Source organism: Geobacillus sp. 46C-IIa (assembly GCF_014679505.1).
In the GTDB taxonomy this organism is placed as follows: domain Bacteria; phylum Bacillota; class Bacilli; order Bacillales; family Anoxybacillaceae; genus Geobacillus.
In genome coordinates this window covers 1465313-1492093 of record NZ_CP061474.1, presented here as the reverse complement: position 1 = coordinate 1492093, position 26781 = coordinate 1465313, and the positions used below count along the sequence as shown (strand labels likewise).

General features: G+C 46.7%; 21 protein-coding genes and 1 pseudogene. All 22 read right to left on the bottom strand.

All coding sequences use genetic code 11. From position 1 onward, the window contains the following. Positions 1–11: 11 nt before the first annotated feature. The 22 genes and pseudogenes from IC803_RS07485 to iolB all read right to left on the bottom strand — a co-directional run bounded on the left by IC803_RS07485 (position 12) and on the right by iolB (position 26777). Positions 12–1007: an endo-1,4-beta-xylanase gene (locus IC803_RS07485; RefSeq protein WP_081208742.1), complete on the bottom strand. Its 996-nt coding sequence runs from the start codon at positions 1005–1007 to the stop codon at positions 12–14. Positions 1008–1009: 2 nt separating this feature from the next. Continuing rightward, positions 1010–3124: a glycoside hydrolase family 52 protein gene (locus tag IC803_RS07480; protein ID WP_081208913.1), complete on the bottom strand. Its 2115-nt coding sequence runs from the start codon at positions 3122–3124 to the stop codon at positions 1010–1012. 32 nt (positions 3125–3156) lie between these two features. Beyond that, positions 3157–4038 carry a carbohydrate ABC transporter permease gene (locus tag IC803_RS07475; protein ID WP_081208744.1) on the bottom strand — a complete coding sequence of 294 codons (882 nt, stop codon included), beginning with the start codon at positions 4036–4038 and terminating at the stop codon, positions 3157–3159. 19 nt (positions 4039–4057) lie between these two features. Further along, positions 4058–4936, bottom strand: coding sequence for a carbohydrate ABC transporter permease (locus IC803_RS07470; protein ID WP_081208746.1), 879 nt, complete (start codon positions 4934–4936; stop codon positions 4058–4060). Between the two features lie 71 nt (positions 4937–5007). Then, positions 5008–6321 carry an extracellular solute-binding protein gene (locus IC803_RS07465; RefSeq protein WP_081208748.1) on the bottom strand — a complete coding sequence of 438 codons (1314 nt, stop codon included), beginning with the start codon at positions 6319–6321 and terminating at the stop codon, positions 5008–5010. An 80-nt stretch (positions 6322–6401) separates the two neighbouring features. Beyond that, on the bottom strand, positions 6402–7187 hold the full coding sequence (locus tag IC803_RS07460; RefSeq protein ID WP_081208750.1) for a response regulator transcription factor: 786 nt from the start codon (positions 7185–7187) through the stop codon (positions 6402–6404). After that, the gene (locus IC803_RS07455; protein ID WP_223812040.1) at positions 7184–8920 is read right to left on the bottom strand and encodes a sensor histidine kinase; all 1737 of its coding nucleotides are present in this window, start codon (positions 8918–8920) and stop codon (positions 7184–7186) included. The genes IC803_RS07460 and IC803_RS07455 overlap by 4 nt, the downstream gene beginning before the upstream one ends. Positions 8921–9016: 96 nt before the next feature. Beyond that, complete coding sequence (locus IC803_RS07450) at positions 9017–9328, bottom strand: polysaccharide deacetylase family protein (RefSeq protein WP_369826940.1); 312 nt, start codon at positions 9326–9328, stop codon at positions 9017–9019. A 19-nt stretch (positions 9329–9347) separates the two neighbouring features. Further along, positions 9348–10394 (bottom strand): aldose epimerase family protein, encoded by a 1047-nt coding sequence (locus IC803_RS07445; RefSeq protein WP_081208752.1) that lies wholly within the window; start codon positions 10392–10394, stop codon positions 9348–9350. A gap of 177 nt (positions 10395–10571) precedes the next feature. Then, positions 10572–12439, bottom strand: a pseudogene (locus tag IC803_RS07440) (glycoside hydrolase family 127 protein). A gap of 27 nt (positions 12440–12466) precedes the next feature. Continuing rightward, positions 12467–13675 carry a sn-glycerol-1-phosphate dehydrogenase gene (locus IC803_RS07435; RefSeq protein ID WP_081208756.1) on the bottom strand — a complete coding sequence of 403 codons (1209 nt, stop codon included), beginning with the start codon at positions 13673–13675 and terminating at the stop codon, positions 12467–12469. Continuing rightward, on the bottom strand, positions 13672–14472 hold the full coding sequence (locus IC803_RS07430) for an HAD-IIA family hydrolase (RefSeq protein WP_081208758.1): 801 nt from the start codon (positions 14470–14472) through the stop codon (positions 13672–13674). The genes IC803_RS07435 and IC803_RS07430 overlap by 4 nt, the downstream gene beginning before the upstream one ends. Before the next feature lie 25 nt (positions 14473–14497). Continuing rightward, complete coding sequence (locus tag IC803_RS07425) at positions 14498–15550, bottom strand: aldose epimerase family protein (protein WP_081208760.1); 1053 nt, start codon at positions 15548–15550, stop codon at positions 14498–14500. A gap of 15 nt (positions 15551–15565) precedes the next feature. Beyond that, positions 15566–16561 carry a Gfo/Idh/MocA family protein gene (locus tag IC803_RS07420; RefSeq protein ID WP_081208762.1) on the bottom strand — a complete coding sequence of 332 codons (996 nt, stop codon included), beginning with the start codon at positions 16559–16561 and terminating at the stop codon, positions 15566–15568. A 96-nt stretch (positions 16562–16657) separates the two neighbouring features. Next, positions 16658–17833, bottom strand: coding sequence for a sugar ABC transporter permease (locus IC803_RS07415; protein ID WP_081208764.1), 1176 nt, complete (start codon positions 17831–17833; stop codon positions 16658–16660). Then, positions 17830–19350, bottom strand: a complete 1521-nt coding sequence (locus tag IC803_RS07410) for a xylose ABC transporter ATP-binding protein (protein WP_081208766.1) — start codon at positions 19348–19350, stop codon at positions 17830–17832. The genes IC803_RS07415 and IC803_RS07410 overlap by 4 nt, the downstream gene beginning before the upstream one ends. Positions 19351–19460: 110 nt before the next feature. Beyond that, on the bottom strand, positions 19461–20555 hold the full coding sequence (gene xylF, locus IC803_RS07405) for a D-xylose ABC transporter substrate-binding protein (protein WP_081208768.1): 1095 nt from the start codon (positions 20553–20555) through the stop codon (positions 19461–19463). Positions 20556–21215: 660 nt separating this feature from the next. Next, complete coding sequence (locus IC803_RS07400) at positions 21216–22340, bottom strand: MFS transporter (RefSeq protein ID WP_143421083.1); 1125 nt, start codon at positions 22338–22340, stop codon at positions 21216–21218. A gap of 117 nt (positions 22341–22457) precedes the next feature. Beyond that, positions 22458–23345 carry a class II fructose-1,6-bisphosphate aldolase gene (gene fba / locus IC803_RS07395; protein WP_081208772.1) on the bottom strand — a complete coding sequence of 296 codons (888 nt, stop codon included), beginning with the start codon at positions 23343–23345 and terminating at the stop codon, positions 22458–22460. A gap of 79 nt (positions 23346–23424) precedes the next feature. Then, complete coding sequence (locus IC803_RS07390; RefSeq protein WP_081208774.1) at positions 23425–24885, bottom strand: CoA-acylating methylmalonate-semialdehyde dehydrogenase; 1461 nt, start codon at positions 24883–24885, stop codon at positions 23425–23427. A 19-nt stretch (positions 24886–24904) separates the two neighbouring features. Beyond that, complete coding sequence (iolC, locus tag IC803_RS07385; protein WP_081208776.1) at positions 24905–25915, bottom strand: 5-dehydro-2-deoxygluconokinase; 1011 nt, start codon at positions 25913–25915, stop codon at positions 24905–24907. A 37-nt stretch (positions 25916–25952) separates the two neighbouring features. Continuing rightward, positions 25953–26777, bottom strand: a complete 825-nt coding sequence (gene iolB / locus IC803_RS07380; RefSeq protein ID WP_081208778.1) for a 5-deoxy-glucuronate isomerase — start codon at positions 26775–26777, stop codon at positions 25953–25955. Positions 26778–26781: the final 4 nt, after the last annotated feature.

Genomic DNA, 26781 nt, shown 5'->3' with positions numbered 1-26781 from the left:
ACAACTAAAAGTTAGACACTTACCACCCGCCAAAAAGCCGGTTTGGGTTTGTGTTGTTCATCGAACAAAAACGGCCAATTTTTTCTTCCTTGCACAGGGAAGTGATCAAGCCACGTGTGGTCGTCGGCAATTCCCCAAAACGTGACACTTTGAATGATATCCCGATATTCCTTAAATAGAGAGAAAATTTGCTCGTACCGCTCTGCCTGCCGTTCGACCATTTCGTTTGTAGGAGCAATCAAGTCCTTGCGATGGTCGTCAAATTCAAACATCGATATATCAAGTTCCGTAATATGGAGAATGACTCCCAGAGACGCATACCGTTCAATCGCCGCATGAATTTCATCAAGCGACGGGCGGGTCAGGCTCCAGTGCGCCTGCATGCCGATGCCGTGAATGGGAATTCCTCTGTCACGCAAAGATTTTACTAGTGTATAAATTTTCTCGCGTTTTTCCGGAAAACATTCATTATAGTCGTTGTAAAACAGCAACGCCTCTGGGTCTGCTTCATGGGCATAAAGAAACGCCTGCTGAATAAAATCATCGCCGATGATTTGTCGCCACGTTGAGGAGCGCAGCCATTCGCTCCCCTCATTGGCGACCGCTTCGTTGACGACGTCCCAACAATAGACTTTCCCTTTGTATCGCTGTACAACCGTGGAGATATGAGATTTCATCCGTTCCAGCAACACATCTCTGTCGACGAAATGCCCTTGGCTGTCTTGAAACACCCAACTCGGGGTTTGGTTATGCCATACGAGCGTATGTCCGCGAACGGCCATGTGATGAGAACGGGCGAAGTCAAAGATTTGATCGGCGATGTTGAATGTAAACCGCCCCTCCTCTGGCTGAAGATGTTCAAACTTCATATGGTTTTCGGCGGTAAGGCTGTTTACATGGTGGATCAACAGCGATTGTTGGGCTTCTAAGGTCACTGGATTGACTGCTGCCCCGATGCGAAAATCATTGGCAAACACTTCACGAAGGGACGGGATGGATGAACACATCGTTATTCCCCCTCCTCAAGCCATAAAATACTTGTCACGCCGCGCGGGTAATATTTGCTGCCGCTAATTTCACCAGCGATGATTTGATCACTCCAGCTCCAAATGGATAATGTCGGATGGGTGAGCCATGCAACATGGGCGGCATCGGCCCGTTTGCCTTGTTCATCCCATTCCCAGCCTAAAATACGGCGGGCAATGAACTGACATAGGTAAATTTTGCTTAACCAAGAGTTGTTGCTCGTTGAGGAAATTTTCCATCCTCCGTCGGGGAACAGGCAAATTCCTTCCCGTAACACGTATTGCAAATGGCTATGCAACGCTTGAATATATGCTCCAAAGCGTCCGTTTTCGTCCAACGCCTCACGGCAATTGGTGAAATAAGGGAACACAAGTCCCTCAATAGCGGGAATGATTTTTGAGTCATTTCCTTCTCCCATGACCGCCGGAATATACCCATCATCGGTCACATAGCTGACAATCGTCGCAGCGCATTTTTCTGCCTGCTCTCCTGCCAGCGCGGCTAGTTCTTCCTTGCCGACATCGCGGAACAATTTCTCAAGCGCTACATAGGCTGCCCAACATTTACCTGCTAAATATAAATTGTTGCGGGCTTGGCCGAGGGAAACGTCCAAACTGTCATACGTCGTAATTTCCGCCCCGCCCATCGTGCGGGTGCTATCGAGTCCCATTACACCATTCCGTTTTTCCGGATCGGGATGATCGCGATGAACCATACTTTCTAGACACTGTTCTAAGATGGAAAGCCGCTCGTCGCGCCATGCCCAGTCTTTCGTTTGTTCGATGTACACTGCCGCGCAAAGCACCCAGTTGACAAGTTGTTCGTGCGTCATATGCGAAAAGCAGCCGCTAATGCCATACAGCTCGTATGACGAGTAGTGCGGGCGCGAGAACGTATTGGCTACTCCCATGTCATGAGTAAAACTGATGCCTCCCGGATACTCTGTCTCTTCCCCCGGAAAACGAACGCGATCCTCATAGCTATAACGCTCGACGTATAAGTCGAGAACATTTTTGACCGTCCATGGATTCAGTTTCAGCTCAAAAAAGAGTTGATCAACGGTCAAATCAAACGTATTCATCATCCGGTACTCGCCTTCGTTGACAACCCAAACCGGATTTCCTTCACGCTCAAGCAGCTGTGTATTCCCGTAATAACTGCGAATGGCATGCGCCATCATAAACTTTTGATCATCGGAGAGCCATTCTTTTTCAATGAGTTCATTCGAACGAAATGATTGTTCCTCCAGCACTTCGGCCTTCTCTAGCGCATAAAGGCCGACTTCCTCAATATTATGAAAGAAACGAGTATAGAAATAAGAAGTATCCATTCCCGCCGTCACATAACCGCCTCGGTAAAAACAAACAGCAAACTGATACGTTTTCTTTTCACCTGCCGGCACATCAGCAATTAACGCGCCGACTTTTCCGAGTCCGAACGTCCAGTTTTCTTCGAGCGGCGTTGTCAAAATATCTTCCATACTAAAATGCAAGGCTGAGCGGACGCCTTCATCTCTCGACATAATTCCAACAATCCGGCCTTGGCCGACTCCGCGCAGCTGCGGGCACGTATCATCGATTCGTCTCATCGACGTGTATGGATCGGTTCCTTCGAATCCGAAAAACGCCCGTCTTGCTTTCGTTCCGTTTGTATTGTCTATTGTCATCTCGACAATAACCGCAGGAACTACCGCCAGCTTTAGCTCTTCATCCGTTGCCGTTTCCGGATCAGGCACCGCCTTTATCGGAGAATAAATGGTAAACGTTAAGTCCCTGGCTTTCCATGTATCGGTTGCCACTCGGAATTCACGCTCAATCGCACTTTTCGCAAATGGAATCAAGATGTTCGGCTTTTGTGGGTTTGGATCCGGATTTTCAATATCATATCTCTTGCTTTCATCTTCTCCGGATTCTACAAACGGCAAAATGTGATACGTCCCGGACTGGTCTAACGATTCTACTCCAATAAACACGTTTTGCCGTGGAGGACGGGCCAGCTCAAGATCAAGCCCCCCGCTTTTTCCCGGAAACCCTAATGTAAAGCTCGCAAACGCACCAACCGGTGAATGGTGGGCGTTAAAAAATAGATTGTTTGGCATAACCATCTCACTCTCCCCTTTTCACTTTATATTTACCCTTTAATCGCTCCGGCAGTAATCCCTTCCATGATTTTATCGCTAAGGAAGAAGAAGACAATCAAAATAGGTAGCACGCTGATCATTAACGTCGCACCAATCGCTCCCCAATCGGTCGTATATTGACCGATAAAGTTTTGGATGCCGACCGTTAACGTTTTAAACTCGTCAGAGCTAATAAACGTATTCACAAAAACAAACTCATTCCAGTTGTAAATCATGTTAATAATCGTCGTCGTGACGATCACCGGTGCGGTCATCGGCAAAATGATCCGGAAAAACATGCGATGAACAGAGCAGCCGTCTATCACTGCCGACTCCTCGAGTTCGCGCGGCAGCGACTGGTAAAAGCCAAGCAAAATCATAATCGTAATAGGCAAGTTGAATCCGATATTCGTTAAGACAATCGATAACGGATGATCAATGAGTTTCACTTTCATAAAAAAGCTGAACAGTGGAATTAGCGTCGAATGAACCGGGATCATCAAACCGATCATAAACAGTCCTAGCACAACATGTTTCCATTTCCAATTCATGCGCGTAATCGCAAATGTCGCAAAACTGGCAAGCAATACGGTCAAAATGACCGAGACGGTCGTAATCCAGACACTGTTAAAAAAGTATTGCCCAATGTTCCCTTCCACCCAAACTTTGACGTAGTTTTCCCAGCGCGGCGGGGATGGCAGAGACAGCAATGGTGTATTGAATACTTCCTGATTATTTTTCAAAGAAAAAAATAGAAGCCAGACAAGGGGCAATATTTGAAACAAGGCTAAGGCGATCAATATCGCATAGAAAAAGGCCCTTCCGATTTTCTTTCCTATTTTTAATGGCGTGGCAACAACAGGTGGTTTCCCGACAACCGTTTCACGTTCCATGTGCATCATTCCTTTGCTGCTAGTATTGAATTTCTTCTTTAGAGTTGGTCAGTTTGCGAATGAGCCACGTCATCACGATACAAATTAAAAGCAAGGAAAAAGCAATGGTGCTTCCGTAGCCAAAGTTAAAGCTGCGGAACGCCTTTTGATACATATACGAAGCAATGACCTCACTCGCGCCGTTTGGTCCCCCGCCTGTCATGACGTAGATTAAATCAAAATACTTTAACGACCCGACAACCGCCAAGACGATCGTTACTTTAATGACACCGGAAATGAGCGGGAGTTTAATTTTATACGCCATCTGCCATGGATTCGCCCCGTCAATAATGGCAGCCTCGATGATAGACGACGGGATATTTCTCAATGCAGCGTAGTAGATCAAAATATAAAACCCTGCGTATTGCCAAATAATTGGAACAAAAATCGCATACAACACAATGTTCGGATCAGCCAGCCAGTTCGGCGGATCGTCTATTCCTAAAGACATAAGAAAATGGTTCAACATTCCGTTGGATGGATGATAAATTCTCAGCCAAAGCTGGGCAATGGCCACTGAAGAGAGCAACATCGGAATTAAATAAATTTTTCTTAATAAATTGGCTCCTTTCACTTTTCCGGCAAGCACAAGCGCCACCGCTAAATACCCTGCTAAACTGAGCACGGAAAAGAAAGCAAGCAAAAAAGAATGATACGTACTTTTCCAAAACATATTATCTTGAAACAACTGCTTGTAGTTGTCCAATGCAATAAATTGCATCTCGCCAATGCCGTCCCATTTCATTAAGCTGTAATATCCAGTCATGATGATCGGGATGTAAACTAAAATCATCATGAGCAACAAAGGCGGAAGTACATAGAGTGCGATTACTTTTTTGTCAGACATCATTTTGTTCACGATGCCTTCCCCCTTTCAATGGGTCAAAAAGGACATATATGGCATATGTCCTTTTTGACGAATCATCTCGGTTATTTCGTTTGTGACAATACTTCCTGGTGTTGTTTCGCAAAATCTTCCGGCGAAATTTCACCGCCAAACAGCGACTGAATTAAATTCAAATGCGTTTGCGCTGCTTCCGGATTCATTTGCACGTCAGCAAACAGCGTAATATTTGTCGCTTTGTTCAGTTCATTTAATACGTCAATATACATTTGCGGCAAATCCATGTTTGACGTATCCACTTTCGTCGCCGGAATTACGCCGGCCTGGGTGACGGACATTTCGCCCCATTTTTCAATAAAGAACTTCGCAAACTTTTTCGCTTCCTCTTTCGCCTTTGAATTTTCAGACACAAATAGCCCGACACCCGGACCGCCGACCCAGCTGTCTACATTTCCTTTTCCACCATCGACTACAGGGAACTTAAAGAATCCGACTTTATCCCGGAACTCTTTCGGGATATCCTCGTTCGTCGTAAACTGCGGCAAATCCCATGTTCCCATCAAATACATGGCCGCTTTTTCGTTTGTAAATTCCGCCTTGGCTTCATCGTTCGATAATCCGTTAAACCCTTTGATAAATGCGTTCATTTTCACCAAATTTTGAACTTCTTCCGCCGCTTTGACTAAGCTCGGATCTTCGAACGTTCCGCTGCCATTAATAGCATTTTTCAACGTTTCCGCACCGCCGATCCGATCAGCAAGATACATATACCAAAGCGAACCTGTCCAACGGTCTTTATTCCCGAGAGCGATCGGAGCGACACCGTTTTTCGCCAGCGTCTCAACAACATGTTTAAATTCTTCATATGTTTTCGGCACTTCTAAACCATAGCGCGAAAACAGTTCTTTGTTGTAGTAAATCGGTGTAATATTCAGTTCAAGTGGAAGCGCATACGTTTTTCCGTTTACCGCATAGGCTTCTGTTGTGCCAGAAACAAACTGATCTTTCAACCCAGAATTTAATACATCGTCAAGCGGCGCGAACAAGTTGCCTTTTACATACGGCTCTAAAAATCCCGCTGCCCATGTCATGCCGACATCCGGCAGTTCGTTTGAAGCCGCCAATACTTTCAATTTGTTTTTGTATTGCTCATTTTCTAACGTTTCTTGCTCAACCTTGACATTCGGGTTTTGCTCTTCAAATTCTTTAATGATGTTGTTGACGATCATATTATGCTGCTTGGAACTTCCTGGCGTCCAAAGGTGCATAAACTTAATCGTCACTTTTTTGTCCGAATCGGACGATGATCCACCGCTATTCGTCGAGTTTGAACACCCGGCTAAAGCGAGAGAAACGACCATCATCACAACAACTAATAATGAATACGCTTTCTTCAACATATCGAACCCCCCTTAGTTTTCTCTTGTACACCTCTAGTATAGCGCTTCCAACAGGAAGAAATTAAGGGCATAACGGTTGGCTAAAAGTCTACTTTTTTTAGGTGTTCTTTGCGAAATTGAGACGGCGTGATCCCTTCGAACTCCTTAAACAATTTGACAAAATATTTGACTGTTTGGTATCCGACCTGTTCCGCCACTTCGGCGACTGTTAAGTTCGTTGTCAATAACAGGCTTTTCGCCTTTTGCAGCCGTGATCTTGTGACATACTCGCTAAACGTCAAATTTGTTTCCTCTTTAAACAAAGCGCTTAAATAGCTGGCATTCACATGAAGAAACTCAGATACCTCGCGCAAACTAAACGGTTGATGAAGATGTTCGCCAACAAATTGAATTGCTTGCCTGATTAATGGGGACCGGATCCCTTCTTCAGCCTCAAAAACGTGCTGGTCGATGATTTTCTTTGCCGTTTCTGTTTTTTGGCGTTCTTTCCAAACTTCGATCGCTTCTTCTGCCGCCCGCAAAAGCTCGTCACGGTCAATCGGTTTTAGTAAATAATTGACCACTCCTAACGTAATCGCTTCTTGGGCATAAGCAAATTCAGAATAGGCTGATATAATAATCGTTACCGGCCTAGAGCCAAGCAGGCGCAGCTGCTTGATCAGCTCCAAACCGGTCATCTCGGGCATCCGAATGTCCGTAATAAGCAAGTGAATAGGCTTCCGTTTCGCGATCTCGATGGCCTCATCGGCATTGGCGGCACTAATCACTTCATATTTTCCTACCGCCCACATATCCACTGTTTTTCTCAACCCTTCCCGCGTCCGCGGCTCATCGTCAACGATTAAAATCGTTTGAAATAAGCTCATCGAATCCCCCCGCTCTTAGGAATACGAAACGAGATGCATGTCCCCTTCCCTTGCTCGCTTTCAATCATGATTTTTCGGTCCTCTCCATAATAGAGCTGAAGCCGCCGATTGACATTGACAATGGCCATTCCCTCTCCTTTTAAGGCGTCCGGTTCCTTTTTATTTAACAGCCGCTCGATTTCCTGTTGTGTTTTTGCACTCATACCAACCCCATCATCAATGACTTTGACAGTTAACTCAAAATAGGAATCGTCCTCCTCAATAGTCACGAGAACTGAACCTTGTTCCTTTTTATTGCCAATTCCATGCAATACTGCATTTTCAACGAGCGGCTGAATTAACAACTTCGGGATCGGAACATGGAGAAAACGGGCAGGAACGACAATGTCCCATAGGAGACGATCTCCCCAGCGCAGTTTCATAATTTCCATATAACGGCGAATATGGTCAACTTCTTGTTGGAGAGTGACCCATTCATCACGATTTGTTACGCTAATCGTATAACGGAATAGCTTGGACATATTCAGCACAAATTGGGCTGATTCCTCATCGCCTTTTTCCACTAATGACCAATACAACGCATCAAGAGTATTAAAGAGAAAATGTGGATTAATTTGCGCTTGCAGCGCTTTTAACTCTGCCTGACTGCGAACGAGCTCTTTTTCATAGACAACTTGAATTAAATGTTTAATATGGGCAACCAAGGCATTATACGTCTCATTCAGTTGACGGATCTCGACTGTAGATGATGAGATCGGCGGACTTTCAATAAATTCGCCATTTTTTCCGCGCTGCATCGCCTTCGTCAGCCGCAAAATCGGCTGCGTGATCATCGTGGAAAGAGAAAATGAAAAGGCGAGGAAAATCAAAAACCCGATTGTCCCTGAGAGAAGAAGAGCATTTTTTAAAACGGAGACTCCTTCCGTCAAAACTTCCACTGGAGTGATGATGGTCAACGTCCATCCGGTTAACGCAGACACTTTCTTTACGATCAAATATTCCTGTTTCCTGCTTTGAATAATCGGGCGTTCCCGATGAAACAGCTGCCGCCAATCCCCTTGATAATTGGAAAAAAGAAGGGTCTCGTTAGCGTCGGTGAGAACAATGTACCCTTTTTTATCGTCAAAATAGTCATCAAACTGGAAATAATCTCTGTTAATTCGAATAACTAAATACCCCCCCGGAGAAAACCAGCGATCCATCAACCGAACTTGACGCACTGCCAAAAAATACCCTGGCGCCTTCGGATCGCGGCCGATCCATACCATTTTCCCTCCTGCCTTCTCAGCACGTTGAATCCATTGGTTGTCTATTCTCGCGTCTAATTTTTCTTCATCTAGAGGAAAGAGCCGCCGATAGTCGTTCGTATATAATTCAAATGAATGAATGCCATCGGAATACGCCTGAAATGAATTGGCAATATGCATTAATTCCTGCTTTTCTTTAAAACTCGGGGAGTAGCCGCCTACCGTTTTTAAAAGCATTTGCTGAACATACATATTGGTAGCCACTTGGTTGCTTAAGGCATCGATTTGTTGATACAGAGCCTCTAGCCTTCCACTCGCATGAATCGCCGTTTGCTCGATTTGCTGTTCAGCGTTATTTTTCAGCAACGCCGAAACGAGGTGAAAGGTAATCACCCCTACAAAACATAGCACGATCACCATAACAGATACGAAAACAATTAAGATTTGATTACGCAATGTATAAAAACGCAACCGTATGCTTCCCAACCTGTTTTCCTCCAATGCAGGCCGACAAGGGAATCTGTCCAAGAAAACTATCTTTAAAAAAGGGGGAACGCCCTCATAGAACAGATGTGCAATAAACTACTCCATCGATTTGTCCAAATCCCCTAATCCCAACAGCTCACTAACTGTCACAAATTGATATCCTTGTAAACGCAACTCAGAAACAAGAATTTTTACTGCTTCAATCGTCTGGGAACGGTCGCCAAATCCGTCATGAAAAAGAAGAGTACTTCCATTTTTTATATGTTTTCGAGTCTTATTAATAATATACTCCACAAATATGTCCAACACTTTCAACGTATAAATCGGATTGGGCCCATCGTCGAACGTCATAGCAACCGCTTTACGGGACGTCTGAACATGATGAATCATTCCTTCAGATGCAACCATATCGCGTCATCTCCTTTAATTAAAACACACCAAACCGATACTTCGTGACCGACACGTGCTCTTCCCCTTTCGGCAACGCGCAAGACGGAAACTGCGGATGATGGATCGCATCAGGCAGCCCTTGCGTTTCTAGGCAAATGCCTAAATATTTCCGCGACGGCACGCCGCCAAGATCGAGCCCTTCCGGCAATTGGTTCGACGTGTAAACGACAACGCCCACTTCATCCGTCTCAACCGTTAACGTCCGTCCGCTCTCCGCATCGCAAAGCACAATTTCCTCGTCATGTTGCCGATCAAGCCAAAACGGATGATCATACCCGCGCCCAGCCAATTCGATTTGCGGATACCCGGATTCAACCGCCTCTTTCACTTTCTTTCCTTGCCGCAAATCAAACGGCGTGTTGGCGACGTCCATAACAGCCCCGGTCGGGATCAACTCGCGATTCAGCTCTAAAACGCGGGAACTTTTGATCGTTAATTCATGATCCAAAATATCCCGTTTCAAATTGCCGCTTAAATTAAAATACGTATGGTTCGTTAAGTTAAGCAGCGTCGTCCGGTCAGAGCGGGCCCGATAGGTGACGGTCCATTCATCATCGTTATTAAGCCAGTACGCCACTTGAACGTCGACCGTTCCGGGATACCCTTCTTCTCCGTCCGGACTGGTGTAGGAAAACACGACCCCGACCGCATCGCCGCGCCGGACAGGCTCCGCCTGCCAAAGCACGCGATGAAATCCGTTCGGACCGCCATGCAGATGGTTGTTGTTTTCGTTTTTCGCCAGTTGATACGTGACGCCATCCAGTTCAAAGCTCGCCCCTTGAATGCGCCCCGCCACCCGTCCAATCACCGCGCCGAAGTAAGGAGCATTTGTCAAATATGGCTCAAACCGGTCAAACCCAAGCACGACATTCTCCACATTCCCCTTTCGGTCCGGAACGAGCAGTTTCGTCACGATGCACCCGTAGTTCGTCGCCGATAATTCCACGCCGCGATCGTTCATCAAGGTGAACAATTGAACGTCTTTTCCATCGAGTTCGGACCATTTTTGGTATGCAACTTGCATTTTTCCATCCCTTCTTTCAATATACATCCATTATCAAGCAAACTTCACCTATTCAAAAGTATAACGACTTTTAAATGGTTTGTATATAATACAAACAAAGATTTCTTCAAGTTTATTGCTGATAATAAAAAATGCCGGTTGAAGCGACTTGCTCAACCAGCGATAACATTCGAGGCTCTATTTCTCATTGATCCACACCAACATTTCCCCACTTCCCCGATTGCACCACGCATAGTAAGGAATCGCTTGAAAAGGAACCTTATAAGTTCGAGCTTCGACAGGCTTATACAGTTCATCGTCCCATGCAGACTCATCGACCCGCTCAGCTAAACCGGTAATCACGACCACACCCTCAAGCAGCTCGGGCTCAAAATGCGCCTGGAGCTTGGCATCACGCGGGAGGAAAAGATTCGGCAAATTCGGCCCGTTATCGACTTCTTCCAAACAATACACGATCGGCCCGCGCTGCAACGCGACCTTGCCGACATTGGTGCGCACTTGAGGATGCGCCTTGATCCGTTCGACCGGCATCGGGAAAAACAGTTCTACTTGATCTCCTTTTCTCCATACCCGTTTGATATAAGCGTACCCTTTTTCGATAAGCGGAACGATGTCCACCTTTTCCCCGTTAATCTTTAATTCAGCTCCCCGGCACCATGCAGGGATGCGCAATCCAAGTGTAATTTCTCCACTCGATTCCGGAGAAACCGTCAACTGAATCGTTCCATCCCAAGGATAATTCGTCTTTTGCACGATTTCGACTGTCCGTCCATCGATTTCCGTATGGATTTCGCTGCCAACGTACAGATGAACAAACAGCGCATTGGATGTTTGCGAATAAATATAATGGCCGATCGACGCAATTAACCGTGCCAAATTCGGCGGACAACACGCGCAGCTGAACCATTTTTGCCGCACTGGTTTGACATGGCGCTTATCGTGACGTTCACATGCCTTCGGCCACACCTCGAGCGGGTTGACATAAAAGAACTTCTTGCCGTCCAAGCTCATGCCGCTGATCGTTCCGTTGTATAACGCCCGTTCCATGACATCCGCGTATTTCCCATCCATCTCGAGTTCCAACATCCGGCGGGCCCAAAACACTAAGGCAATCGAAGCACACGTTTCCGCGTATGCTGTATCATTTGGCAAATCGAAATCAAACGTGAACGATTCTCCAAAAGCGCTGGAGCCGACGCCGCCTGTGATATATATTTGCCGTTTCGTCACATTTTCCCATAAGGTTTGACAAGTTTCTTTCAACGATTCGTCCCCGGTTTTGGCGGCAAGGTCGGCCATCGCCGTATACATGTACAGCGCCCGCACCGCATGCCCCACGGCTTGTTTCTGTTTCCTTACCGGAACATGCGCCTGATGGTAACGATAGTCGTCATTAAACCAAAACGGCTGCGTCTCTCCTCTTGCTTTTTTCTCAATATCAAAATAATGCGGCTGTTGCCCGCGTTCATCAATAAAATATTGGCTGAGTTTTAAATATGCCCATCATACCCAGGAATCTGATGTTCCCCTTTGCCAAATACCGTATCAATATAATCGGCATATTTGCACATAATGTCTAAAAATCGCCGTTTGTCCGTTGCTTTAAAATAAGCCACAGCTGCCTCCATCAGATGGCCGGCACAATATAATTCATGGTTGTCCCGTAAGTTGGTCCAGCGTTTGCCCGGTTCCTTGACCGTATAATACGTATTTAAATAACTGTCCGGCTGTTGGGCCCGGCCTAACAGCTCAATCACCTCATCTGCGATTCTTTCCAACTCCGGATCGCGGTTCGTTTCCAACAGATACGCCACCGCTTCGAGCCATTTGGCCACATCGCTGTCTTGAAATACCATCCCGTAAAATTCTCCGTCTGATTCGCCGGCAGCAATGCGGAAGTTTTCGATTGCATGGCTTGGTTCAGCGCCAGGGATGCGGTCATTTAGCGCTTCCCATTGATATGGGATAACCTCATTCCGCACCACATCCATATACCGTTTCCAAAACCGGTCATTGACTTTAGCATTAATTTCTAATCTTTTCATTATGATCCCCCTAAATGGTATTACAGACTACAACACGAACTCATTCAAAAAGTACAGCATGGTGAACCGATTGCTACGCAGGCGGTGAGCCTCCCGCAAACTCCGCTCGACTAATTGTGGATCGATTCCGAGTTGTCCCGGGTGAGCGGCACCTCCTACTGTCTCTAACATGGTCCGGATGCGCTCTGCGGAGGGGAATGATTCGAGCAGTTTCCGAATAGAAGCCGCATTGGCTTTGAGTCGTTCCCATGCGACTTCGTCCATTGATTTCGGTCGTTTTTCTAATTCGTTCAACAGCGACCAAAACACGCGTTGATAATGCTCAACGATGATCGGAGTCGACACGCCGACCTTCGCCCCGTGAAGCACTTGCCGTTTTTTCTGACGCAAAAATTCCATTTCCCAGTAGTGGGACAGATGATGTTCAGCGCCCGAAGCCGAGTACGATTGCCCCATCAGCAACATGGCAATGCCCGACTGCAACAGCGCATCCATTAATACACGAATCCCTTGTTCACTGCCATCGGCAATGTCATCGAGATGATCGCCACACGTTTGCAACGACTGTTCCGTCAACTGATGAACGAATGGGCAATACGGCTCATCCGTCATCCAATGAGCAAACTGCCAATCAGCCAATGACGTATACTTCGCCACCATATCACCGAACCCAGCAGCGATCATCTCTTTCGGCGCATTCCGCAACACTTCGATATCGGCAAACACCGCAATCGGCGCCTGTGCTTGAATGGTTTTTTTCACCCCGCGAATGATGAGCGGAGCACCCATGGACGTAAATCCATCGACCGATGGAGCAGTAGGAATCGAAACAAACGGAACCTTCATTTTATAACTGCTAAAACGGGTAATGTCGTGAATCGTTCCCGCCCCTATGGCAATGAACACGTCGACATCATTCGGCGTTTCTAGCAGCACCTGCACGATCGCACGTTCATCGGCGATGACATCTTCATTTTCATCGGGGTGAACGAGGCACACTGTATAGTGAACCGATTCATTTTTCAGTTTGTCGCACACGGATCGCCCTGCCGCCGCAAACGTGCGCGCGTCGGCCACCACAACCACTTTCTTGTATCGTTTGTACTGCAAATAAGCGGCCAGCCGGTTGAACGCCTCATGGCTCACGACGATTTGTTCAATCGGAATATCATAATGACGATGCCCGCACCAGCATTGTCTAGCTAATGAAACGATGTTGTCTAATGTTTGATTCACTGCATGACCTCCTTTCCTAGACGGATGATGTCACCAATCGAACTCAACACATAATCGGGGCGTTCTTTGGCTCGCAACGTGTCAAGCTGACTTCGCATTGTATTACCGGTCAACACTAGAGCGGTCTTTATCCCATGCATCCGTCCCATGCGAAGATCTGACTCCACACTGTCACCAATGATGAGACAACGGCTGGGCGGCACTTGCAGTTGGCGCAAAGCAGCTTCGACCATAAAGCAAGAAGGCTTGCCTAACACGATTTCCACTTTTCGGGATGTCACCGCCTCCATCGCCCCCACCATACCGGCCACATCAATAGAACTCCCGTGTTTACTCGGAACCGTTTTATCGATATTGGTCGCAATGATTCGCGCACCGTGATGAACAGCCTGAAACGCCAAATCCAAATCGCGGTACGTCACCGTTTCATGCAAGGTGATCACGAGAAAATCCGCTTCTTCGGGAACTCGAGCCAATGGAACTTGATGGTGCCGCAATTCTTCGCGCAGCCCATCATCGCCCAGCGTCCAAACTTGGCATAACGGATAATGTTCCCGCAAAAACTGAGCCGTTACCGTTGAGGATAAAATGATGTCTTCTTCTGCCGCCGCAATCCCAAACCGTCTAAGCTGTTCATGGCACATGCGCCGCGACCAATTGCCGCGATTGCTGACGAACACGATTCGTTTTTCAAGAGAACGGAGGTAGGCAACCGCCTCATCCGCATGCGGAATGAGTTCATTTCCCTTCCATATCGTCCCATCAAGATCAATCAACACCCCTTCGATTTCCTCCATCAAGGACCATCTGCCCCCCATTCGCCTATGATGTCCGCACGCCAAACCGATAGACCGTCGTTGATAGTCGCTCCTTGCCAGCCGGCAATACGACCGACGGAAACTGTGGATGGTGAATCGCATCCGGCAACCCTTGTGTTTCAAGGCAAATGCCTAAATATTTCCGCGACCGCACCCCCCCTAAATCCATTCCTTCTGGTAACTGGTTCGATGTATACACCACTACGCCGACTTCATCCGTCTCCACCGTCAACATTCGTCCACTCTCTTGGTCATCAAGTACAATTTCTTTGTCGTGATGCCGTTCAAGCCAAAACGGATGGTCATAGCCCCCGCCAACGAGTTCGACTTGCGGATGCCCGGATTCAACCGCCTCCCGGATCGCCTTTCCGTGCCGCAAATCAAACGGTGTTCCGGCGACATCCAAAATGCGCCCTGTCGGAATCAGTTCCTCGTTTAGCTCGAGCACACGCGAGCTTTGGATGGTTAGCGTATGATCCAGAATATCACGTTTGCCGTTGCCGCTTAAGTTAAAATACGTATGGTTCGTCAAGTTGACGAGCGTCGTTTTGTCCGAACGAGCCCGATACGTGATCGTCCATTCGTTGTCATTGTTCAGCCAGTACGTCACTTGCACGTCCAATGTTCCCGGATATCCTTCCTCCCCGTCTGGGCTTGTGTACGAAAAAACGACGCCGACCGCATCATCACGATGGATCGGTTCTGCCTGCCAAAGCACGCGATGGAAGCCGTTCGGTCCTCCGTGCAGATGGTTGTTGTTTTCGTTTTTCGCCAATTGATGCGTGATTCCGTCGAGTTCGAAGCTCGCCTCGCGAATGCGCCCCGCCACCCGACCGATGACCGCGCCAAAGTAAGGCGCATTCTCCACATACGGCTCAAACTGGTCAAACCCAAGTACGACATTTTCGATGTTACCGTTTCGATCGGGAACGCATAACCTCGTGACAATACACCCATAGTTCATCGCCGACAGTTCTACGCCGCGGTTATTGATCAATGTAAACAAAAGCACGTCTTTTCCGTTATATTCAGACCATTTTTCATATGTCACTTTCATGTCGCTTCCCCTTCCTTATAACCTTATGATGTTTCCTGTCTTCATCGATGTTCGGCAAGCGTCGAGCGCCCGCGCTTGTTTGATCATGCGCTCTGGCGAATACAACAGCGGTATGCCGTCAAGAATGGCGCGCGAGAAGTGCTCGATTTGCAGCGCGTATTGATCGCCTGACACTGTTTCCTCGCGCTCGCTTCCATCAGCCGTTACGATCGTAATCCGTCCCTCACCGCCATCGATATCCGGCCGATACGCCCGCGAGACAACGATTTTTCCTTTCGTGCCCACTACTTCGTATTCGTTCTGAAAGAGCATGTCAAAACTGCACGTGAACTGCGCAAGAACACCGCTTTCCATCCTCATCCAACCATTCGTCGTTAAATCGACCGCACGGTGCGTACCAAAACGGGACTGAACAAATAGTTCCATAGGTTCGGCGCCAAGGATGTGTCTTGTCGAGTGCACGCAATAGCAGCCGACATCGAACAAGCTTCCCCCGCCAAGCTCAGGGTTCATGCGGATATTCGTTGCCCGGTCTGGCAAATAAAAAGAGAAATGAGTACGCATGTACTTGATGTCACCGATCACTCCATCGGCTAAAAGCTGCTTCACCCGCTCATGCTGCGGATGAAACTGGTACATAAACGCTTCCATAAATAAAACACCGTTTTTCTCGCACCCCTCGATCATGCGTCGGACATCCGCTTCACATATGGCGGCCGGCTTTTCGCAAAGCACATGTTTTTTCTTCTTTGCCGCTTTGATCGTCCATTCCGCGTGCAAGCTGTTCGGAAGCGGAATGTACACCGCGTCGATGTCCGGGTCATCAAGCAGCTGTTCGTAGTGGTCATACGCCTTCGGAATTCCGAGTTCCCGTGCCGCTTCCCTGGCCTTCCCGCTTTCACTGGCGATCGCCACGACTTCAGCGTGATCCACCCGGCGAATGGCGGGAATCATAACGTCTTTGGCAATGGCCGCTGTACCCATAATACCAAAGCGAACTTTACGCCCCACGTTTCGTCTCTCCTTTCTGTTTTCAAAGGGAGAGGCTGGCACTAAAACAAGCCAGCCCCCTCATTCTCCAGACAAACAGACCGAAATATCGTAAAATCAACTTGCTTTACTTTTACTTGAGATATCCGCCCAAACAGCGATCATCAAAATTAACCCTTTTACGATATATTGCCAAAATGTTTCAATGTTCATCATGCTCATACCGTTATCGATACTAGCCATGATCAGAGCGCCAATAATCGCCCCAACAATATTTCCTCTTCCTCCCATCAGGCTCGTACCGCCAATGACACAAGCAGCGATAGCATCGAGCTCGTACATTTCCCCACCGCTTACTGTAGCTGCATTCAGCCGGCTTGTCAAAAGAACACCTGCTACAGCAGAAAGGATTCCCATTAAAACAAAAACGGACAGCACGACCCTCTTAATATTGATTCCGGATAATGCAGCCGCCTCAATATTCCCGCCGATCGCATAAATATATCGTCCAAATGGTGTCTTCACAGCGATGAAGACAAAGATAACCGCTAACAGGACAACAATAAGCATTGGGATGGGAACGCCGTAATAACGGCTTAGCATGTACACCAGAACTAAAATGAACAGCGAATAGCCTAATGTTTTTCCATAATCGTTTGCTTTTGAATTGAGCGCTAAACCTAACTCTTTTCGTTTTTTTCTATTTTTCTCTACGGAAACAAATAATAGGATGATGCTAACAACCGCTAAAATATAGCCGATCGCATAAGGAAGATAACTATTCCCAATCGCCTCAAAACTACTATCTAACGGCGCTACTGTTTCACCGTTGCTAATCCCGATTAAAATCCCCCGAAAAATTAACATTCCTCCCAAGGTGACAATAAAAGCAGGAACACCTCGATAAGCTACCCACCAACCTTGCCAGAGTCCGATCAACGCCCCGGCAACAATAGCGACCATAATGACAGAAACCGTTCCCCAGCCGTACCATACTTGCAAAATCGCAGCGATTCCCCCGGTCAATCCGACAATCGATCCAACCGATAAATCAATATGGCCAGCTATAATGACCAAGGTCATACCAATCGCTAAAACAGAAATAACGGACATCTGCATAAATAAGTTAGACAAATTTCGTGATGATATAAATTCACCATCGGTTAAGACGCCGAAAATAACGGCGATAAAGACTAATGCTATAACCAGTGTATAAGAACGAAAGTCAAATTTCCACTGTACCTTTCCATCAATTTGGCCCTTCGATGACGCTGCAGGAATTAGACCTTTCATCCTTTTTTTCCTCCTGTTGCACAAGTCATAATTTTTTCTTGCGTCGCCTCATGTCGTTGAAATTCCCCAGTTATTCGTCCTTCTGACATGACTAAAATGCGGTCTGACATTCCCATAACCTCTGGCAGCTCAGATGAAATCAAAACAATCGCCACACCCTGTCTAGCCAGCTCGTTAATGATTTTATAGATTTCGTATTTGGCTCCGATGTCGATTCCACGGGTTGGCTCATCTAAAATTAATATTTTAGGATTATTTAAGAGCCATTTACTTAATACTACTTTTTGCTGATTGCCTCCGCTTAGTTGAGATACTTTCGCTTCTAAAGCAGGAGCTTTTAATTTCATTTTTCTTGTTATTTCCTCTGCCTGTTTTACTTCTAACGCATGATCAACAACATTCCGCTTTGTAACCTTTTTCAAAGCCACAAGAGTAGTATTTTTAATAATATCCATTTCTAAAACGAGGCCGTATTTTTTTCGATCCTCAGATACATATGCCATTCCGTATTTAATCGCTTCTGCAGGACGATGAATATGAACTTGTTCACCGTCAATCCAAACTGTTCCCTCTTTCTTTCCGCGGTAAGCACCAAATAGGCTAGTAAACAGTTCTGTTCTCCCTGAACCCATCAATCCTGAAATTCCGAGAATTTCACCTGTTCTTAGAGAAAATGAAACATCCTCAATGACTTTTCTTCCTGTGCTTTCATCTCTGACAGAATAGTTCTCCACTTTAAGCACTTCTGTCCCGGTGTCTCGAGGTTCATATGGATATAACTCATTCAGTTCCCGACCTACCATTTGGGCAATAATCCGCTCTTCAGTCAACTGGCCAATAGGATCTGTACTGATAGTTCGCCCGTCACGCAAAACCGTTACTTTGTCGGCTAATTCCATGACCTCGTTTAGTTTATGAGAAATATAAATACAAGTAACTCCCTGCGCGCGAAGATCGCGGAGAATTTGCTTTAAGACTTCTACATCGCTGTCCGTCAGTGCAGCCGTCGGCTCGTCTAAAATAATAATTTTAGCGTTTTTTGCAAGCGCTTTGGCAATCTCTATTAACTGTTGCTTGCCGACCGTTAAATCCCGGACCTTTGTTTCCGGATCAATGTTCAGTCCTATTTTCTGCAGCCATTTTTGCGTCTCCGAGTATAAACGATTCCAATCAATATATCTTCCTCTCATCAACTCATGACCGAGAAATAAGTTCTCAGCAACCGTCATCTCTTCAACGACGGCCAGTTCCTGATAAATAATGGAGATTCCTGCTTCTTGTGACTCTTTAATATTTCTGAATTGAACTTCTTTTCCTTCGACATAAATCTTTCCCTCATATGATCCGTATGGATAAACCCCACTTAAAATTTTCATCAACGTAGACTTCCCAGCGCCATTTTCACCACAAAGAGCATGAATTTCTCCCTTATGGACGGAAAAGGTCACGTTGTCCAACGCCCGAACCCCTGGAAACTCTTTTGTAATTCCCTTCATTTCCAAAATATACGGTTGCATATATCCCACCTACTAACAAAGAAAGTTAGATTAGTAAACTAAGTTTAGGAACTACGGACAGCATCCAAGCCCTTAAGCGAAGATGCTGTCCGCACATCGATTATGGCGAATTATGGACGCGGCGGGCGTTTCTCTTCAGGCACATTTTTATAAACTTCGTCATACGAGTGGAATCCATCTTTAATAACAGTGTCAATGACATTATCTTTATCAACCATGATTGGATCCAGTTTAATAAACGGTACATCTACTTTTCCGTTATTTACCGTTTCATCCGCCTGAACTTTTTCGCCCTTCGCTAGCTGTACTGCAACTTCGGCGGACTTTGTTGCAATACTCTTAATCGGTTTGTATACTGTCATCGATTGAGTTCCTTCGACAATTCGCTGAACGGCAGCCAAGTCAGCATCTTGACCAGAAATCGCCACTTTTCCGTCTAACCCTTGAGCCTTCAACGCTTGAATCGCTCCGCCTGCCGTGCTGTCATTCGATGCCACAATCGCATCAATTTGGTTTTTATTGGCCGTCAATGCATTCTCAATAATTCTCATTGCTTCAGAGGCTTGCCAGTCTTTTGCCCATTGATCCCCGACAACCTTAATATCGCCTTTATCAATTAAAGGCTGTAAAACCTTCATTTGCCCTTCTCTAAACATTTTGGCATTATTGTCAGTCGGCGAACCGCCTAATAAAAAGTAGTTTCCTTTAGGAACTTTTTTCACCAAATACTCCGCTTGCATTTCGCCGACACGTACGTTGTCAAAAGACACGTAGGCATCTACGTCCGCATTCATAATGAGCCGGTCATAAGCAAGCACTTTTACTCCTTCCTTTTTAGCCTGTTGAACGACTGGAGATAAGGATTCCGTATTAACCGCTACAATGACTAAAACGTCAATCCCTTGGGATAACATATTTTGAATTTGTGACAGTTGCTTCTCGCTATCCCCGTTTGCGGACTGAACTAAAACATCGGCCCCTAACTTCTTAACCTCTTCAACAAAAATGTCACGGTCATGTTGCCATCTTTCAAGTGTCAGATCGGATACAGAAAAACCAATTTTAATTTTTTTGTCTTGGTTCGCCTGATTTCCGCTGTTGTTTCCGCTTTCATTTTTGGCCACATCCTGTCCGCAGGCGGACAACAACAGCAAGATAAGAGAAAATAATAAGACAGGACTTAAGAACTTTGAAACCTTCTTCATAGTAATCCCCCTAATGGCTAGTAATTTTTAAAACTTTTAAGTAAATTATAAAGCAATTATCTTTGTTTGTCTATAACACAAACAAAGATAATTGCTTTTTAATTTTGTGAAAGAATTATATAGTGATAATGAGGTAGCGGCAGTAGTGATGATAGATTTATGAGAACCGTCTAAAAACAAAGTGGTTTTCTAAAGGCTAATCTCTATGATGTCCATTGTACTACCTGCCTCGCGGGAGATATTCTATACGTCCCGAAAGAAGTATTGCAGTGCATGAAGTATGCCACATAAACTGAAAAATAGTATCTCAAATAATTTGCTTTCCTATCCATTCAATAAACCCTGAAAAAAGAGCACCCTTCCTGTAGACGCAAATAGCCATATCGGAAGAGGTGCCCCTATGAACATCCATAAACTTACCCTTGAATTGGCTGTATCGTTTGATCATGGAAGCAGCGGGACATGATCCTTCAATTAGGAGGGCAGGTGATACTGGAGCATGCACACTTTCACGAAAACCTCTACGAGGAGTCCCGCTATCCCCCCTAGAAATGAAAGTCACCGCTCACAAACTGAAATTTTCCGCATAACGAGATTAGACAATCGTAAAGGATCAACAGCAGTGTGAACACTATTTTTATGCCTAAGCAGCAAGAAACCTCACTGATACTCCTTATGAATCATTTTATTCAGCAATGGAATCCATTCCCCATGCTTCCACGCTACAATCAATCCGATTGCAACCAACCCGAGCGTCCCGGAGAAGTAAAACGCGAATTGGATACGGATCCACTCATTCAGTATTCCGGCTAGATACGGCCCGCCAAACATGCCAATAGCATAAATGGCCTGATATGTTCCCATGGCGGTTGCTTTCTGGGCCTCATCAACAGACTCAATCGCCATTCCTAATAACAACGGAAACAACAGCCCAAGGAAAAAGCCGTGGCCAGCTTGAACAACATAGAAAGAAACGCTTTCACTAGCGGCTGGAATCATGAACGTAAACAGCGCGGTTCCGGAAAATGCCATAAGAAGCGAGCCCCACTTGCCCCATCGCGGAACGAGCGTTTTTCCAATAAAAAAAGTCGCCAAGGCATGCGGAATCATAAAGCAAAACGTTAACATACTTAAATCTCCTTCTTTTAGACCGATCTTCAACGCATAGGCCGGAGTAAAGCCAAACATTGTCGTAAAAATGATCCCGTGAGCCAATACCGATAAAATAGAAACTTTCCATAGCTGTGGTTCCTTGATCACAAGAAGAAGATGTTTCAGTTGAATCGTTTGTCTTCGTTCGTCGTTTCTCTTCGGCTCGCTAACCCATATAGAAAGAAAGGCGCCCGTTGCGCCAAGAACCCCGCCGGCCCAAAACGGGGCGTGCCATCCCCATTGATCCACCATATATCCGCTGACCGTCATGCCGGTCAGTTGCGCCAAAACGACAATCAGCGAAATTTGACTCATCGCCCGATGAGTTTCCTTGGAGTGGAAGTAGCAAGAATAAAGCACGGTAAAAGCTACCCATGTCGCTGCGGCAATTCCGGCCAGCGCCCTTGATGCAAGCGCCCATCGTAAACTGTCGGTGAGGGCAAACAAAAGGCCACTCCCCATGGCGAAAACCATCCCTAAAATGACAAACGGTTTTCTTCTTTGTGCCAGGTCGGATACAATCCCAATAGGCAGGCGGCACAACAATTGCATAAGACCGTAACTGCCTAATACAAGCCCGATAAACGAGTATGCGCCCCCTATCTCTTCAATATAGGGAGATAAGATCGGCATATAAATAAAAAGGGACAGCCAAAAGAAAAACGAGGCGATAAGAAAAAGGACACGATCCTTACCACGGGCCACGATGCACTTCCACTCCCCCCTTGGTCTGTTTGCGGACCGCTATTGTTAAAACGAAGGCAACAAAGCTTCTTTCGCTTTCCCTGCCGAATCAAATTCACGAATTTTTTGTCTTACGGTCTGTTTTACTTCTTCCCTTCCCGCCCCAAGGTATTTTCTTGGGTCGTATAGACTGTCATTCTCATTGAATAAGCGGCGAATTCCCCGGGTAAACGCCAATTGATTTTCTGTGTTGACGTTAATTTTCGCTGTTCCTAACGAAATGGCTCTGCGAATATCATCCAAGGGGATTCCTGTTCCCCCATGCAGCACAAGCGGCACGCCGGTTAAGCGCTGGATTTGCTCCATTTGCGCAAATCCTAATTTCGGTTTCCCTTTATATGGGCCGTGAACCGAACCTAGCGCCGGTGCCAGACAGTCGACCCCCGTTTCTTTAACGAGCCGCTCACATTCTTCTGGAATGGCGTACATCGCTTCCGCTTCATCGACCACTACGTCATCCTCTTGCCCTCCGATTCTTCCGACCTCTGCTTCAACGGAGACACCAAAGGACCGAGCTGCCTCAACGACTTTTTTTGTCATGGAAATATTTTTTTCTAAAGGGAAATGGGATGCATCAATCATCACCGATGTAAACCCGGCTTCCATCGCCTCAAGGCATTGCTCATAGGAGGAGCCGTGGTCTAAATGGAGAGCGACAGGTACGGTAATGCCGTATTCTTTCACGAGTTCTTTGACCATGGCCGCTACCGTCCGCAGCCCACCAAGATGTCCGATATATCCCGGGCTCACGGCCAAAATGACAGGTGCCTCTTCTTCTTCGGCCCCTAGGAGAATGGCTTGGGCAAATTCCAAGTTGTTTATGTTAAAATGCCCGACAGCATAATTTCCCCGTAATGCGCATTGCAATATGTCCTTCATTGAGACAAGCGTCATCTTGATTCCCCCTTTTGTTCATACATATCGAGAAAAAGCATCAAGCGCCATAAGGCGCCTGATCCTTTTTCCGTCACTCTTACCAGCGGGCAGTGAGCATTTTCTTACGTGTATAAAATTCCACACCGTCCATACCGTTCGCATGAAGGTCGCCATAAAACGAGTTTTTCCACCCAGAGAACGGGAAGAAGGCCATCGGCGCAGGAACGCCTAAGTTGACGCCTAACATGCCGGCATCGATTTCATCGCGGAACTTACGAACATTTCCTCCATCTCTTGTGTAAAGGCATGCCCCGTTGGCGAATGGCGATTTGTTGGCGACTTCAATGGCTTCATCTAGTGTATTAACACGCACAATCGAAAGAACAGGGGCGAAAATTTCATCTTTCCAAATCGTCATGTCGGTGGTGACTCGGTCAAAGATGGTCGGTCCGATAAAGTATCCGTCGTCTTGGACAGCAGCATCTTTCCGCCCGTCGCGCACCAAAATAGCTCCTTCTTTTTCTCCGAGTTCAATATATTTTACCGTCCGTTGTTTATGAGCTTCGCGAATGACCGGGCCTAAAAAGACGCTCTCCTCCAATCCGTTGCCTATCTTAATGTCATTGGCAGCCGCTACTAATCTCTCAACTAATTCATCAGCAATGTCCCCAACCGCGACAACAACTGACGCCGCCATGCACCGCTCTCCAGCAGAGCCGAACGCTGCGTTAATAATTTCACGAGCAGCCAGTTTCAAGTCCGCATCCGGCATGACGATGGAATGGTTTTTAGCCCCTGTCAACGCCTGAACGCGTTTGCCGTGGGCCGCTGCTGTTTTGTATACATACTCACCGACCGGCTGGGAGCCGACAAACGAGATGGCTTTCACATCCGGATGCTCCAACAGACCGTTCACGACATCACGCGCCCCATGAACGATGTTGAGCACCCCGTCCGGAAGCCCTGCTTCTTTAAAGAGTTCAGCCAGGCGATTGGCCAACATCGGTGTGCGTTCGGACGGTTTTAAGACGAACGTGTTTCCGCACGCAATCGCCAACGGGAACATCCAGCAAGGAACCATCATCGGGAAGTTAAACGGCGTGATGCCCCCAACGACACCAATCGGATAACGATACATTCCTGATTCAATGCCAGTCGCAATGTCAGGAAGCTGTCTTCCCATCATGAGTGTCGGCGCACCTGCGGCAAATTCCACGCATTCAATTCCACGCTGCACCTCCCCGTAGGCTTCGTTGTAGCTTTTGCCGTTTTCTAACGTCACTAACCGGGCCAGTTCTTCCCAATGTTCAACAAGCAACTGCTGGTATTTGAATAAAATCCGCGCCCGGCGCGGCACTGGCGTTTTGCTCCATGTTTTGAATGCCTCTTTCGCTGCCGCAACGGCATGATCCAAATCCTCACGGTTCGAAATCGGGACGTAAGCGAGCACTTCGCCCGTCGCAGGGTTTGGAACCGCTTCTGTCTTCGCAGAACTGGATTCCACCCATTGCCCGCCAACATAGTTTTTTAAGGTTTGCACTCCCGTTGTCATCGTCATGTTCGTTGATCCCCTTTCATTATGATTTCGCAGCGGCCGAGCTGCTTTTATGTTGTTGAATGAACTGTTCAATTTGGTCCAACGTTGGCATCGCATCAGAGCAACTATGGCTCGAGATGACAATCGAAGCGGCAGCTGCGCCATATTCCATCGCCTTCGGAATAGGCCACCCATTCATTAATCCATAGATAAACCCAGCAGCGTAAGAATCGCCCGCTCCAAACGTTTTCACAATATTCGCCGGGAAAATCGTGCCGATAAATGTTTCTCCTGTTTTCGTGTAGGCGATCGACCCATCTTTGCCATGCTTAATGACAACGATTTTCGCGTTGTAGTCAAACCACTTTTGCGCCGTTTTCTCGTCATCGCGCGAATGGCCGGCAAACTGCTCCATCATGTCAAATTCTTCTCTCGTGCCGATGATCACGTCGCATTTTTCCGCAGCCAAGTTGTAATAGATTGCCGTTTCCTCTTTGGATTGCCACGTATAAGGGCGATAATCCAAATCGAAAAAGACAACGACCCCATGACGTCTTGCATACTCCAACGCTAAAAACACCGCTTCTCTTGACGGACTTTTCGCCAAAGCCGTCCCGGAAATCAGCAGGCATTTTGCCTGCTGAATATAGTCTTTATGAATGTCGTTTGGTTCCAGTTTCAAATCAGCGACATTATCGCGATACATGAGGATGCTGCAGTCGGTCGGGCTCTTGATCTCGGTAAACGCCAAACCCGTCACACTGCCGGACTTGTCGGTAATGACATGGGACGTATCAATTCCATTGTTTTTTAAATATCGGACAATAAATCGACCCATTTGGTCGTCAGCAACCCGCCCGATAAATCCCGTTTTCATGCCGAGCCGCGCCATGCCGATGGCGATGTTCGCCGGAGACCCACCGACATATTTCGTAAACGTCACCGTTTCTTCCATCGGCCGATGGATTTCATTGGCGTTCAAATCGATGCATAGCCGGCCAACGGCGATAAAATCCAACGTTTTTTGCTGGTCAAATGGGAGTAAATTCATCGAACCGCCTCTTTCCTGTCATCTTTTTGGATCGTTTCTACTTCTGTTTGGCCGCGAGCTTGCTTTTCATCACCCACTCATGGTCCGGGTCATTATGGAACTTCCACGTCCGTACGGGTCCGGCCATGACGTTTAAGTAATACCCCTCATAACCTGGGGGAGCGGAAACCGGGTGATAACCTTTCGGCACCAAAACAACATCTCCGTTTTTCACGACCATCGTTTCATCAATCGAACGGTCATCGGTGTAGATCCGTTGTACCATAAAACCGTGGTCCGGATGGATTCGATGATAATACGTTTCTTCTAAATAGGATTCATACGGCAAATTGTTTTGGTCATGTTTATGCGGTGGGTAACTCGACCAGTTTCCTTCCGGCGTAAATACCTCAACGACAAGCAAGCTGTCAGCCGGTTTAGACTCCGGAAGAATGTTATGCACCCGCCGTTCAATATTTTCTGCTCCCCGTATTTCAACTCCTACTTCGCCTGGCGGAATCAAACGGGCTGGATACGTTCCTTTCCCTGGCGCTAAACAAACGGCCAACTCCAAATCAGTCACTGCTTGCACTTCATAAACATCATTGGACGGGACATAGACAGAGTATGGCGGAATCTTCTCAAAAATATCCATTCTCAGTCCAATATTTTCCCACCGTTCATGTCTCGTGTGTATATTGGCTTTCCCTTTGAGAAGAACAAGGCAGGCTTCCTGATCCATCGTCTCTTTTCGCAATGTTTGTCCTTTTGTTAACGCATACACTTCAAATCCAACATACTCCCACCCCGCCGATTCCGGCGTTACGCGGACGACGTTCCCCTCTTCATTCGGCGAATGGCTTGGTATGACCAGTCGGCTCATCGTT

What these genes read in the sequence shown, in the direction of transcription:
- IC803_RS07485 (WP_081208742.1), bottom strand. Translation starts at nt 1,007, where the DNA reads ATGTGTTCATCCATCCCGTCCCTTCGTGAAGTGTTTGCCAATGATTTT.
- IC803_RS07480 (WP_081208913.1), bottom strand. Translation starts at nt 3,124, where the DNA reads ATGCCAAACAATCTATTTTTTAACGCCCACCATTCACCGGTTGGTGCG.
- IC803_RS07475 (WP_081208744.1), bottom strand. Translation starts at nt 4,038, where the DNA reads ATGGAACGTGAAACGGTTGTCGGGAAACCACCTGTTGTTGCCACGCCA.
- IC803_RS07465 (WP_081208748.1), bottom strand. Translation starts at nt 6,321, where the DNA reads ATGTTGAAGAAAGCGTATTCATTATTAGTTGTTGTGATGATGGTCGTT.
- IC803_RS07460 (WP_081208750.1), bottom strand. Translation starts at nt 7,187, where the DNA reads ATGAGCTTATTTCAAACGATTTTAATCGTTGACGATGAGCCGCGGACG.
- IC803_RS07450 (WP_369826940.1), bottom strand. Translation starts at nt 9,328, where the DNA reads ATGGTTGCATCTGAAGGAATGATTCATCATGTTCAGACGTCCCGTAAA.
- IC803_RS07445 (WP_081208752.1), bottom strand. Translation starts at nt 10,394, where the DNA reads ATGCAAGTTGCATACCAAAAATGGTCCGAACTCGATGGAAAAGACGTT.
- IC803_RS07430 (WP_081208758.1), bottom strand. Translation starts at nt 14,472, where the DNA reads ATGGAGGAAATCGAAGGGGTGTTGATTGATCTTGATGGGACGATATGG.
- IC803_RS07425 (WP_081208760.1), bottom strand. Translation starts at nt 15,550, where the DNA reads ATGAAAGTGACATATGAAAAATGGTCTGAATATAACGGAAAAGACGTG.
- IC803_RS07415 (WP_081208764.1), bottom strand. Translation starts at nt 17,833, where the DNA reads ATGAAAGGTCTAATTCCTGCAGCGTCATCGAAGGGCCAAATTGATGGA.
- IC803_RS07410 (WP_081208766.1), bottom strand. Translation starts at nt 19,350, where the DNA reads ATGCAACCGTATATTTTGGAAATGAAGGGAATTACAAAAGAGTTTCCA.
- xylF (WP_081208768.1), bottom strand. Translation starts at nt 20,555, where the DNA reads ATGAAGAAGGTTTCAAAGTTCTTAAGTCCTGTCTTATTATTTTCTCTT.
- IC803_RS07400 (WP_143421083.1), bottom strand. Translation starts at nt 22,340, where the DNA reads ATGCCGATCTTATCTCCCTATATTGAAGAGATAGGGGGCGCATACTCG.
- fba (WP_081208772.1), bottom strand. Translation starts at nt 23,345, where the DNA reads ATGACGCTTGTCTCAATGAAGGACATATTGCAATGCGCATTACGGGGA.
- IC803_RS07390 (WP_081208774.1), bottom strand. Translation starts at nt 24,885, where the DNA reads ATGACGATGACAACGGGAGTGCAAACCTTAAAAAACTATGTTGGCGGG.
- iolC (WP_081208776.1), bottom strand. Translation starts at nt 25,915, where the DNA reads ATGAATTTACTCCCATTTGACCAGCAAAAAACGTTGGATTTTATCGCC.
- iolB (WP_081208778.1), bottom strand. Translation starts at nt 26,777, where the DNA reads ATGAGCCGACTGGTCATACCAAGCCATTCGCCGAATGAAGAGGGGAAC.